Origin of the sequence: Serratia sp. H1w (assembly GCF_000633355.1) — a bacterium.
In the GTDB taxonomy this organism is placed as follows: Bacteria; Pseudomonadota; Gammaproteobacteria; order Enterobacterales; family Enterobacteriaceae; genus Chania.
The window spans coordinates 1-11,756 of the sequence record NZ_AYMQ01000131.1 but is presented as its reverse complement, the minus strand read 5'-3'; the positions used below and the strand labels follow the sequence as shown (position 1 = coordinate 11,756).

The 11,756-nt window shown below is 45.6% G+C and carries 11 protein-coding genes and 1 pseudogene; 5 read left to right on the top strand and 7 right to left on the bottom strand.

Translation table 11 applies throughout. From position 1 onward, the window contains the following. The 4 genes and pseudogenes from U869_RS0126415 to U869_RS31585 form a co-directional block, all read left to right on the top strand. A partial coding sequence (locus U869_RS0126415) for a hypothetical protein (protein WP_029988063.1) occupies positions 1-249 on the top strand: 249 nt, incomplete at its 5' end. A gap of 723 nt (positions 250-972) precedes the next feature. Beyond that, positions 973-1,776, top strand: coding sequence for a winged helix-turn-helix domain-containing protein (locus U869_RS0126405; protein WP_025122553.1), 804 nt, complete (start codon positions 973-975; stop codon positions 1,774-1,776). Beyond that, positions 1,742-2,260: a FidL-like protein gene (locus tag U869_RS0126400; RefSeq protein WP_081795973.1), complete on the top strand. Its 519-nt coding sequence runs from the start codon at positions 1,742-1,744 to the stop codon at positions 2,258-2,260. The genes U869_RS0126405 and U869_RS0126400 overlap by 35 nt, the downstream gene beginning before the upstream one ends. Before the next feature lie 73 nt (positions 2,261-2,333). Beyond that, positions 2,334-3,025, top strand: a pseudogene (locus tag U869_RS31585) (IS1 family transposase). A gap of 114 nt (positions 3,026-3,139) precedes the next feature. Here the strand turns inward: U869_RS31585 and U869_RS32815 are convergent. The 6 genes from U869_RS32815 to U869_RS0126370 form a co-directional block, all read right to left on the bottom strand. Continuing rightward, on the bottom strand, positions 3,140-3,841 hold the full coding sequence (locus U869_RS32815; RefSeq protein WP_025122551.1) for a LuxR C-terminal-related transcriptional regulator: 702 nt from the start codon (positions 3,839-3,841) through the stop codon (positions 3,140-3,142). Then, entirely contained in the window at positions 3,829-4,458 is a 630-nt protein-coding gene (locus U869_RS0126390; RefSeq protein ID WP_157834771.1) for a LuxR C-terminal-related transcriptional regulator, read from the bottom strand. Before U869_RS0126390 ends, U869_RS32815 begins: the two co-directional genes overlap by 13 nt. Before the next feature lie 254 nt (positions 4,459-4,712). Further along, complete coding sequence (locus tag U869_RS0126385; protein ID WP_025122549.1) at positions 4,713-5,744, bottom strand: fimbrial protein; 1,032 nt, start codon at positions 5,742-5,744, stop codon at positions 4,713-4,715. 145 nt (positions 5,745-5,889) lie between these two features. Beyond that, positions 5,890-8,454 carry a fimbria/pilus outer membrane usher protein gene (locus U869_RS0126380; protein WP_025122548.1) on the bottom strand — a complete coding sequence of 855 codons (2,565 nt, stop codon included), beginning with the start codon at positions 8,452-8,454 and terminating at the stop codon, positions 5,890-5,892. Between the two features lie 74 nt (positions 8,455-8,528). After that, positions 8,529-9,206, bottom strand: a complete 678-nt coding sequence (locus tag U869_RS0126375) for a molecular chaperone (protein ID WP_025122547.1) — start codon at positions 9,204-9,206, stop codon at positions 8,529-8,531. Positions 9,207-9,317: 111 nt separating this feature from the next. Then, positions 9,318-9,842, bottom strand: a complete 525-nt coding sequence (locus tag U869_RS0126370; RefSeq protein ID WP_025122546.1) for a fimbrial protein — start codon at positions 9,840-9,842, stop codon at positions 9,318-9,320. Positions 9,843-10,444: 602 nt separating this feature from the next. Here U869_RS0126370 and U869_RS31580 point away from each other — a divergent pair. Continuing rightward, positions 10,445-11,047 (top strand): transposase, encoded by a 603-nt coding sequence (locus U869_RS31580; protein WP_232785399.1) that lies wholly within the window; start codon positions 10,445-10,447, stop codon positions 11,045-11,047. Here the strand turns inward: U869_RS31580 and U869_RS0126365 are convergent. Then, positions 10,978-11,756 (bottom strand): Tn3 family transposase (locus U869_RS0126365; protein WP_029988057.1); only part of this gene is annotated, 779 nt, incomplete at its 5' end. The two genes, U869_RS31580 and U869_RS0126365, sit on opposite strands and share 70 nt — an antisense overlap.

Below are 11,756 nucleotides of genomic sequence, written 5' to 3'. Positions count from 1 at the left end.
CAACTAATTAGAGGCATTACCTGCCACTACAACTCGATATTTCGCCAGGAAGGCATCCCCACCAAGACGTTTTATGGTTGGCGCACTCAGGCGGGCCGCGTTGCCGTTATCACCTGGCTGAAGTTGCTGGCGGTAGGGCAGTGGTTCTACTTGTACCTGATAGAAGATGTGTCCAGCCGCAACATTGTGGGTTATGAGGTACACCGGGGCGCATGCGGCAGAACGGCTGAAACGCACGGTGCTGAGTGAACGCTGCTGGCAGAGGCGGCGGATACTGCATGCAGGCAATGGAGCCCCGATGATGTCGCAGGTATTGCCGGTGAAACTGGCGGAGCTGAAGATAACGGCGTCGCATAGTCGCCCGTGGGTCAGTGGCATCGCTGTTCAGGATGCTGAGCTGTAGTAGCTCAGACTTGAACCGGCAGTTATCGGTTATTTATACCCATCATGCTTGAAACTGCCTCGGTAGAGTCTTGGCTGCGTTTGTGTGCCCCAGTTACTGATTGGAGTAAGCGCCTGGGGACTCGCTGCGTTACCGCCTCTAAGCATCTTGAGGGGCATGTGGATACCATGAAAACCCGCTGCATAGCGCACTGGGATCTCCATCGCCGAGGGAGTATCGGTTCCTGCGGGCATCGTTAACTTAAGGTACGACAGTTGGTTGGAGATGGCGGATCAAGACCCATACAATAGCACTAAGTTCGCGTCATGACCGGTTTTCGGTTGCAAAAGCAATAAAGCGCTTTGTAAACTGCTAAAATTACTATTGCGATCCCATATCGCTTTTGTGGGTATTTAGGGTTACAGGGCTTACCGTGGCGCTTTGCCAGCGCAGCCAACACCCAGATAATTTGAAGTATGGTGGGTATAACTTCCTCAATCATAAGGCGATGAAGTATTCAACATCTCCCGAAATGCACGACAGAGTCATTGGCATTTTCATCGCATGATTAACCATTTTGAGGGCTAGCTGTGGACTATCTTTTTGACAATGTGCTGTGGTATCGCCCTAATAAAAGTGTGATGGTGATTATGGGCGAAAACGATGAGAATACCATTGCACTGACACCCGTGCTCAACAGAATACTGATGCTCCTTATTGAAAAAAAAGGGGAAATCGTCGCTCGTGAAGAGTTCATGGAAAATGTTTGGGATAACCATGGAAGGATTGCCTCTTCTAACACATTGACTCAGTATGTCAGTACTCTTCGTAAAATTTTTTCTGACCATCTAAAAGAAGAGTGCATCGTAACCATACCTAAAAAAGGGTACATGCTATCGCTGAAGGTCAATGTTGTAGAGCTGAATACCGCTGAATCCGAACTAAGCACAGAACCCAGCAACATAGTAGAGATTTCTGAATCCGTAGAAAAAGATATAGAGACATATTTTTTTAGTAAAATAAGCAATAAACTTAAAAAGTTATCACTTATTCTATTGATGGTGATAGTTGTAGGTGTAATGCTGTATTTGTTATTACCGTGGAAAACTGATCAACAGAATAAATGGTTGATTTCTGGGTGGGTTGGTGATTGCCCCGTTTATTCTCTATCTGATCATAATATTGGTAATACAACGAAAGTTGTTATAGATTTTAATATAGTTGAACGGCATGTTAAATCCTTTGGTTTACAGTGTATTGATGGCGCTGATTTCTTCTTTTACAAAAATCATAATACTGGGATTCCAGTAAATTCTTACAGTTTACTCAGCCGTTGCACCAAGGGGCGTGATTCTCAAGATGAATGTATTACAACAAAAATTAGCGGGCAATAAAATGAAAATAAAAACGTCTATTTTAGCATTAATTATCGCTGCTTTTATTTTTTTTCTTGTCTTTTTTTTTATGATAGATAGCAGCCGTAATGCAGATAAATCATGCCTGAGCACAGTCAAATATAAAACTGAATATGAACATAACTCACTCGATTATACAATATATTACCGCATTCTTTTTAGAGGTAACGGTATCGGCTATGCTGACATGAGGGGGGTAGTAAAGGATAATGAAAATGAATATGTTATCGCTAGGAATTTGATTTTTAATTATTCGGATCAAAAAAGCAATACCCATTTTGAGGCTAAAATAGAGGGAGTGGTTAAAACAGGACAGGATAATGTACCTGATTCTGTAGTTGAGAAATATTTATCCTATATAATGCCCGATAAAAAAAGCTACTTCAGGTTAGATCAGATTGCTCAGGGGCGCTTTCTCCTATCAGCTAGCCAAGGTCCATTTCTAGTCTGTAGTGGAGGGTGATTCCTAAATAGCTGGTCAAGTATTCAATGTGTTGATTACAGTGTAAAATCTCCGGTTTTGGATGTAGGATAAAATGGCTAAAGTTGATGTAAGGTGTCCGTTTTGTGAACAGGAAGACCCTGTAAAGAAACACGGTTATGGTAAAGGCGGGCATCAGCGTTACCGTTGTCAGTCCTGTAAACGCACCTTCCAGCTTGATTATGCCTGTCGCGCCTGCCAACCAGGAATGAAGGCTCAACTCGTTGACTTGGCGATGAATAATGCCGGTATTCGTGACACTGCGTGAGCGTTACGTATCAGTATCAATGCCGTTGTGCGTACGTTAAAAAACTCTCGCCGCGGAATGTAACCACGCTGCCGCTGGATAGCTTGCAAATTCAACTGATTTGCGAAGTGGATGAGATGTGGTCATTTATTGGCAACAAGAAACGACTGCGCTGACTGTGGTACGCCTGGGAGCCTCGATTGAAACGTATCATCGCTCATGTGTTTGGTTCTCGAAGCAAGAAAACGTTGTGTAAGTTGTTGAAACTGCTCTCGGGTTTTAATGTGGCCTTTTGGTGCACTGATGGCTACAGGGCTTACAACGACGAGCTTCCGCAAGCCAAACTATCGTTCACCCAGCGTATTGAACGTGAAAATTTGACGTTGCGTAACCGACTGAAACGCCTCAATCGTAAGACGCTGGGGTATTCAACCCCCCCCCCCCCCGAAATGCACGACAGGATCATCTGCACCTTCATCGAACGCGAGTGTTACGTTTGATGCGGTATCAACTCATTGAATACATGACCCAAAACTGCGTTAGTGTCAGAGATATATTCAAGCTTATTTCTTATCTGAAGATACAGCTACTGTCTGGTGTTTCAGGGGGCTACATCACTTTGTATGTTCTATCATCTCATTGAATACACGACCGAAAAGTTCAGAGTCATTGCTTACTCCCAATTTACGCATAGAACTACGTTTTTGCGCACTTATAGTTTTGATACTTCGCTTGTGCAGCATGGCGATATCTTGAAGGCTCAATCCGGCAAAAATATGAGTCAGTACCTTGCGTTCAAAATGTGTCAGGGTGTCTAAACTCGCTGAAGTGTTATTTTTTAACAGCTCCATTGACTTTTTTATCTTAGGGCTGCAAACATTGATATCAGCGAGCGCATAACGCATATCATGAAACATTTGTTCACTCGATTCTTGGTGCGAAATCAGGCTAAATTGTTGATGTTGTAATAACGGCTCAACGGCAGCTGTTTTTTGACTTGTGATATAGATAATAATATTTAATTTAGGATGCTGTGCGCTTAGTGTTAATAATTTACGAACATATTTTCGCATCCATTCCTGTGTTCCTGTCAGTTCAACAATCAGGATGCTTATTGACGCTTTAGACATTTTTTGCGATAAACGTAATAAAGAAGAGGCTTTCAATACGCACCTATAACCAAGTTGCAAATCTCGAACGAATTTTTCCATACCTAGGCGAAATAGATGGTTTTTGTATAAAATAGCAATGCGGCTAGAGACAGATTTATGCATCATGATGGTATGAGTCCCTTTTAGTAAGATCAACGGTTGCATGCTAGCATGTCTCCCCAGCGATAAAGTTCATAATCACTGGCAAATGAGAGTTTGGCCATTGCGCTGCGCTTTTGAGCACTTATCGTGCGTATACTTCGGTGCAGAAAAGATGAAGTGGAAGTGACACTATTTCCGGCAAAAAGGTATTTTAGTACCACTATTTCGCGCAGAGTCAGAACTCTTTCTCGTCTGTAAATAACATTGAAATGATCTTCTCGGTCGCTAATACTGCGAGTAGTCCTCGCACTATAACTGTATTTCCCTTGCATTACCTGATAGATACACTTCATGAATGCGGATAGAGATTCTTCTTTGAGATAAATGCCATTTACCTGAATAGCGGCCAGTTGCCTAAGCAGATGTACATCAGTAAAACGGGTGCAGACGATAAGTGGCGTCAGTGATCCAACGTTAATCAACTGCTTGATAACGCTAAGGCCATCAAGCGCAGACTCTTTTTGGCCGCCTAGCTCCATAATGACCAAGTCGACCTTATCCCTTGCTAAGATTGCCGGTATATCGGTGGCCATTGTGGCTACCAGATATTGACCAACCTTGAAACGCGGTAGAGATAAAAAGCGATTTATCCCGGTCAAAGTAGTCTTGCAACTTTCCATAATTAAAACCCGACCTATTTGGCATTTATTGTCAAATTCACTATTCAAGGGGAGGTGTTTCATTTTTACCTTATAATGACTGTATTAAGCAGTGTGATATCTACCCGTCATACTTGAAGCTACCTGGGTGTTGGCTCCGCCCATTCACATCCGTCATTGAGTAGGTTATTATTCCTGGCGACTTTTAGCCTTGCCGCCTACCAGCATCTTGACCTTTATTGGGCATATTACTATTAGTTATAGTCAATATAGCGTCAATTGATCTCTACATTCATAGTTGCAACAGCAGTAAACGGCCCACCTTCAGGTTTCTTACCGGTAACATTTATGGGTGCTACCGTCATTGAGCTTATCCCGGCTTGCTGCGCAAAATCGATGTATACTGGCAGCTCACTCTGGTTTGGTATCACAGTCTGCCCGTTAGCATTAAGAATTCGTATGCCCACATCTTCATTAGAGGTAGCCAAAGCTGTGTGATCCCCCCCTGCGACTTGACCGTTAAAAGACAAACTTACACTCACGCCTTCAGAAATGTTTTTGCATGAAATTTTAATGTCTACATTTTTTGGGGTATAGTTCTCTGCCTCCTTTCCTTTTGTATCGATATCTCTGGAATTTATTTTCCCTAACGGGATGTTTATAGTTTGCCCGCTATTGATACTACAAGATTGTGGAACAGTTACCTTACCACTAAGGTAAACCCTTGATAAAGGAAGGTTGTAATTATCTGGCCTTGCGAAGGAGTTAGATATCTCCAATATTAATGTTCTTGGTATAATTTGCACCCCTACAAATGGGCGGTCAATATAAAGAGAAATATAACCATCTGAACCTGATGAGAAATCCGTACTCCCTCCAGATGTCGTCTGGCGATTACTAATATTGACAAAAGGGGTTGGAACGTAACCATTATTGACAATCATCACTTCACTAGCTACTTGTAAATATTTATTTAGCACATAATAATTCAATCCATCAATGGTAACACCCGGAGTTAAATTTGGGATGGTGGCTTTGAAGTAATGGCTACCCCTACTATCAATAGGGTAGCATATTGCCTCAATAGTCGTATTGGGTACGTACCAGCGGAAATTTCTTGGGTGAACCGAACCCGCTTTATTATCATCTGGATTTAATAGGCTGGTAATGTAACTGATGTCATACTGTTTAACCCCTGCTATAGGCGTGCAAAAAGCTAACGATCTGTTTGAAATGCCTATTCCTACGAGAAGTAATATGGTAAAAAAAATCACTCTAATATAAGAGTTAATCAAATTATTGGGCATGTTATTCAAGTCCTTTCTTTAGCTGTTTTTAAATAAGATTTTTTATTGATAAGTTTTTTAAATGGACGACATTCAAGCCTGTATCATCGTTAATAATGAGTAAGTTAATTATTAAAATAAAAATAGGATGTTGACTTTTTAAGTCTTATTGGCATTGCGCAGTGGCAATCTCAATGCCAATATTAGTGCGCTCCTGCTTATCAAATGAATACTTCGCCTGACATGTCTGCCCTGCATTACTCCCCCATTTCACCGTCAATTCACCCTGTTCATTTAGACCGGTGAGATAAACCTCGCCGTTATCCCCCACGATAAATCCTCGTGTGAATTGACGGTTTGTGTCATTCACTGTGGCACCGAATGGCACTTTCTCTCCGTTCTGCCTAATAAGGGTTATTAGTGCACGGCGGCCTACGTTGGCTTCAAAACTGGCGCGTACTACAGCCCCACGAGTGGGTACTACATTCTGACTAGCCAACTCCAGATCGACGTCATCGGGTAGCATTTCGGTATTCAGGGTTACCTGGTTTTTACGGTATGGGCTGCTGTAAGGCACAATGGCATAGCCGCGCCAGTCAGTTCTCACCCCCGAGTTGTTGTTCACCCCCACCCCTGCGGCTCCTGGCGCTTTCACCAGGACAAGGGTTTCACCCAATGTCTGACCGAAGGTCACTCCGTCCTGATGCGCCACAATACCGCCCTGTAAGCCATAGTTGAGGCGTGAGCTGTTGTTGTCATAGGCATAACCAGCATTTACCTCGGTGTAGGTACCGCGGTAGTTGGTATTCAGGTTACCACTGTGACCAACGCCACGGTCGCCATAGCCTTGCTGGATGCTCCAACTCAGATTATTGTCCGCTAGAGCCGTACCGCTTAAGCCAGCATTATGGGTGGTTCCATTATTTTTACTACTGCTAAGGCCATAGTTGGCAATGGTATTGGGAAGCCAGTTTCCTAACGGCACGCTGACGTTAAAGGCAAACATGTGGTCGCGTTCGTAAATACGGCCTACTCCACCTGATGAGTTCTCGTTGTAAATATAGTTCAAGCCGTAACTGATCCCATTCCAGCTGTTGTTGTAACTGGCTCCCAGCGAGCGCATGGTGCGATTACTGTTCCAATAATCTTCACTGGCCCAGCTCAGTGACAGGTAACCAGCAGCGTCCCACAGGTTCTGATTCATGGTCAGTTCGGAGCGGTTACGCCTGCGATCGATGAGTCTGTAGTTACTCTGGTCTGCCCGGTAGGTATCAAGCACTTCTTGCAAACCGAAATAACCGGCCGTTGAATAGCGATAGCCAGCAATGGCAAAGTTTGTACCGGTTTCCACAAAGTTTTTGCTATAACGAACTCGCCACGACTGGCCGTTTTGCTTTTCCTCATCCTTCATGCTTGAGCGTGCTTGCGTAACGTCAGCGGAGAAAGCCCCCAGGCTACCTAAATTTTTCCCCATCCCCATGGCCAGCGATTGATAAGGCTTGGCAAACTGAGTGCCGCCGTAGAGCGTCAGACCTTGCGGCAAGCCATAGATAGCCGTGCCCTGACCGAACAGTGCGCTATCAACACTACTATCATAGGTACGGTACTGACCGGCGGTGAGCGCGTATTTGAGACGCCCCTCTCGTTGAAGCACCGGTAAAGATGCGAAAGGCACCACCAGCCTTTGTTCGCTGCCATCCGCTTCTTTAATCGTTACCAACAAGTCACCGCTCCCCCCGGTAGGGAACATGTCGTTGATTTCAAATGCACCCGGGGCCACAAAGGTCTGGTAAATAATATAACCGTTCTGATGAATGGTCACCTGAGCATTGGTGCGAGCAATACCGCGTACCACCGGAGCGTAACCTTTTAGGCTATCGGGGAGCATATCGTCATCAGAAGCGAGCTGCGCACCACGAAAGGGTTGGCTATCGAAGACGTCGCTCGGAGAGGTACTGTCGCCTACCACCAGTTGGCTTTTAAGTACCGCGATGTCGCGTGCGGCATAGGTATATACGTTGTTCCACTGGTCTTGCCCATTGCTGTCACGGTTCCATGTGGTGTAGTTACGCAGACGCCATGTACCGAGGTTGATGCCTGGGCGCAAGTTGGCAAACTTACTGTTACTATTGTTACCACCTTCGCGTGCCTGGCTGTTCGCTCCGCTAAGGCTGTAGTTGAGCAGCAGTGCAGATATCCCATGATCACGCTGGTTTGCAGGCACATAATCCCGTGCTTGTTGTGACATGGCTGCCTGCGGCACACTCAGCAAGAGTTGTTGTGTGCTGAAACGGAATTCTGCACTGGCCTGAGGAATGGCACTCAGGTTGGCGCAGGATGCTTTAGCCTCCTGCAACGCGGGGAACAGATCGGTTTTTACCCCCATTTCGCTTAACTCGGCGACACTGAGGCAGGGTTGCAGGGTTTCTTTACCGCTAGTGTCTTTCTGCAGGTGGAATTCTATATCACGCGTGTTCTGCAGTTCATTGTTGATATAGATATCAACCCGGTAGAGACCAGGAGCCTGTGAGGTGTTGTCCTCAAACATACTCAGATCGGTGTTTTCATGGCGCGGGTTGACCATCTCCAGCAATGCAGGGTTAAAAAACTCGCGTGCTTGCGTGCTGAAGGATGCGCTGCCAAACAACGTTATCTGGGCGGCAATAACATAGGCCAGCTGGCTCACTCGGGGTAGCAGATTGTGTTTGGTATTTTGTTGGCTGTTTTTCATGGTTTTTACTCATCCCTGCACGGTGGAGCCATACTGAATCCAATTAGCCACTATGCGTCTGATTTTTCTATATTTTACAGTATGCCAGTATGTTCTTTACCCTTGCCGCCGTAGTCACTGATCAGCGTCCAGGTAACGTTGTTACCGTGGGCATCCACTGGCAAGGTAAAGCTTGCCGAACCGTCCGGGGCGACATAAGTCGCATCGGTGATTTTCTTGCCCGCGACCCGAATCTCGTAGAAGTTCATGTAAAACGGTGTTGGGTTAGTTACCGTAATTTTGTTGCCGCTGCGTTGCCAGGTGAGGTTGCCTGTTACCTGCTCAGGTACCCCTTTCAGTTCCTGTGGGCGGTAAATCATCTTGATGCGAGTTTTTACAGCAATTTGCAGCGTATTCTGGTCTTGGGTCTTCTCGCCTGCGGGGATGGACTTGATATTCATCCAATACAAAGACTCTTTGTCGGTGGGTAAATTGCCACCGGTACGTACCACACGCAGTACGTTGTGTTGGCCCGCATTCAGGCGGAAAAGTGGTGGCGTGAGCATGAAGGGGGCTTTATCGGCACCTCCAGAGGGGGCATCTACCCATGACTGAATGAGATAGGGCACTTTGTCCGGATTGGTGACACTCAGTGAGGTCTCTTTTTTGCCTCCATCATAAATTAGACGCGTCCCCCCCACGATGACACCCGCCTGAACGGTATTTATTGCCAGCAAGAGGGTCATCAATAGGGCGGTAAGGGCTAATTTCATCACGAAGCTCCAAGGTAAATCGGTATAAGAGGAGGCTGGCGAAACGGCCGCCAGCCTGGTCTACACCTTCGGCCCAAGTAACTGGCTTAAGGCGAGAAATAGACTGAGAAATCAGTTGTAGTTTATGGTAAAGCTGGCCGTTGAGTTTGCAGGGCCCGCTTTAACCGTAGCCTCGGTTGCGACATAGCGGGCAACGAAGCTCAGATCATTGGCCACGTTAGGTTTCAGTTCGTAAGTTCTAGAATTTTCGAACAGTGGTAACAGGTTGTTGCTGTCGTCAGACAACTGAATGCCAACGCCTTCCGCTACCCCTGCGTCCTGAGTCAGGGCAAGTACACTGTTATCACCGTTTACTGAAGTGCCATCAAACTTGACCTGCGCGCTGGTCACAGTGTCTGGGCAAGCTGTCAGTTGCAGGCTGAACTTAGTGGCTGATGCGACATCACCTGCAGCCTTGAATGTGGACTTGGATACTTTACCCAGGTTGACTTTCAGCGGGTTTGCCTTGCTGTTGGTAACCTGGCAAGCCACATCAACGATTTCACCGGTAAAATTAACTTGGCCATCAACTGCAAAAGCAGACATACCCAAAGTAGAAGAAGCTAATACAGCAGCAGCGATCAGATTTTTTTTCATATTAAATACATCCTTTAGTTCAAAGTAATAATGTAAAACCGCAAGGTTTAAATACCTAACACAGTCCGTGACTTTGGTTTTTTCTAACGTTTCTCGTTTGTTTTACACATGGTTTATGACGCTAATAAATAGGCTTATGGTAAGTATTTAAAGTGTTTAATCCATGTGCTTAATAAAACGAAGAGCATAGTAAGAATATTCTTCTTTCATGTCAATTAGTGCCTTTTACGCGTATTTTTTACATAAAAATCAATATGTTGATTTGTTTTTTCGGTGCTATTATTTTTTTTGCAATGCATTTGCATTGCATTATTGGAGTAAAACTCCTAAATATACATTTAAAAGTTATATAATCCTATAAATACATTGTTTATAAGATTTTTGTGTCGAGTTTATTTTTATTGCAGGCAAGTTAAAGAATAATCTGCAAGCGATATGCCGTCATCGTTAAATATGCTCATTCATTTATGTAAATATAGAAAAATCCAATGTGTTTGGATATTTCTTATTTCCACGAAAGATCCAATATATAAAGACATATCTAATCAACTGAGGGGTATCGTGTCGTGTATTCAATGAGTAAGGGCAGAATGGCGGCAAAAATGGATCAGCATATGCAGCAGTTGGACGCGCAAGGCGTCACGGAGCCGCACCAGGTTATCAACCGCATGATGGACTATACCCCTGAACTGCATCAGATTTGGACCGGCACCACGGATAAAGAACTGATGGCATTAACTCAGGAATATCCGGGGTTTTACCGTTACGCCCTCATCATGGAAACCGCGTTCGAGCAGGAAAGCCAGAAGTCATCCCGATCTTATGACGGCATGCCTGAATTCTCTACAGCTCATAAACACACCATGGAACAGATACTCACCACGGCCGCAACCCTGGAACGGGGATACCTCGCTTCTCAGGGCAATGCCTTGGCGGTGTTTGATGAACAAATAATCCGGCTGGGCCAATCGTTCAAATTATGGCAGGAATGCGTAGCAGACTTCAGAAAAGGGCTAAATGCCGATGAGAACGTCACCCCTATGCAGCGTGACTACGTTCATGCGGGGCTGACACGGATTGCCGATCGGCTCATGGATTTACAGGGGGCTCTACGCCGGAACCGCCGAAATTTCCGTTACCCCAATTTCAGCCCGGCAACCAGCGCATCCAGGTCAATAATTTCATCGCTGCTCTGGAAGGTATAATGTCCGTTCAGCAAAATGTGTTGCCAGGCCACCGGTGATATCCGGGCCAGAGCCTCAATGCCTTTGGCATTGCCTTCCGCTTCCAGTCGTGCCAGCAATCGTGACAGGATCGCCGAGTTGTAATAAACGATCGCGTTGGAAATAAGCCGCCCGCACTGGTTACTGATGTCTGTTTCAATGTCATTTTTCCCTGTTAACTCTTTCTTTCCGCCGACTTTGGCCACTGCGGCACGTAGTTGGTGATAAGATTCAATCCGGTTCTGGGAACGCCGGATGTTGCGTTCCAACTGCGGATCGCGCAGATACTTCAGCGTGTAGATGCTGCGTACCAGCCGGTCATATTCAAATAGTGCCTGCCGTGTTGGATTGGTCGTGGTGTACGTGCACAGTTTGCGGACCAGCGTACCCTGCGTCATTTCTTTCAGCCCCAGCGTGGCGACGATGCGATCGAGATTGCTTTTCTCGCGGATAATAAGGTCCCGGTCAATCTGTCCGGCGGGCTGGGTCAGGCATTTTTTATAGGCCGAAGGATCTCTGATGCAGTACAGTTCCTGCAATTGCCTGTTCAGATCCGTAAAATGAGGTTCAAAGCGCAAGCCAAACCAGTGCAGGATCGCAAAGTTGGCTTTGTTGATGCTGTGCATATCGCCGGTGATGGCCGTGGGTTTCACCTCTGAGGTGTTGCGGTATATAGTGGCACACTGATACT

Excerpts from the sequence above, each read along its gene's own strand:
- U869_RS0126400 (WP_081795973.1), top strand. The coding sequence starts at position 1,742 with ATGAATGTATTACAACAAAAATTAGCGGGCAATAAAATGAAAATAAAA.
- U869_RS32815 (WP_025122551.1), bottom strand. The coding sequence starts at position 3,841 with ATGCAACCGTTGATCTTACTAAAAGGGACTCATACCATCATGATGCAT.
- U869_RS0126390 (WP_157834771.1), bottom strand. The coding sequence starts at position 4,458 with ATGGAAAGTTGCAAGACTACTTTGACCGGGATAAATCGCTTTTTATCT.
- U869_RS0126385 (WP_025122549.1), bottom strand. The coding sequence starts at position 5,744 with ATGCCCAATAATTTGATTAACTCTTATATTAGAGTGATTTTTTTTACC.
- U869_RS0126380 (WP_025122548.1), bottom strand. The coding sequence starts at position 8,454 with ATGAAAAACAGCCAACAAAATACCAAACACAATCTGCTACCCCGAGTG.
- U869_RS0126375 (WP_025122547.1), bottom strand. The coding sequence starts at position 9,206 with ATGAAATTAGCCCTTACCGCCCTATTGATGACCCTCTTGCTGGCAATA.
- U869_RS0126370 (WP_025122546.1), bottom strand. The coding sequence starts at position 9,842 with ATGAAAAAAAATCTGATCGCTGCTGCTGTATTAGCTTCTTCTACTTTG.
- U869_RS31580 (WP_232785399.1), top strand. The coding sequence starts at position 10,445 with ATGGATCAGCATATGCAGCAGTTGGACGCGCAAGGCGTCACGGAGCCG.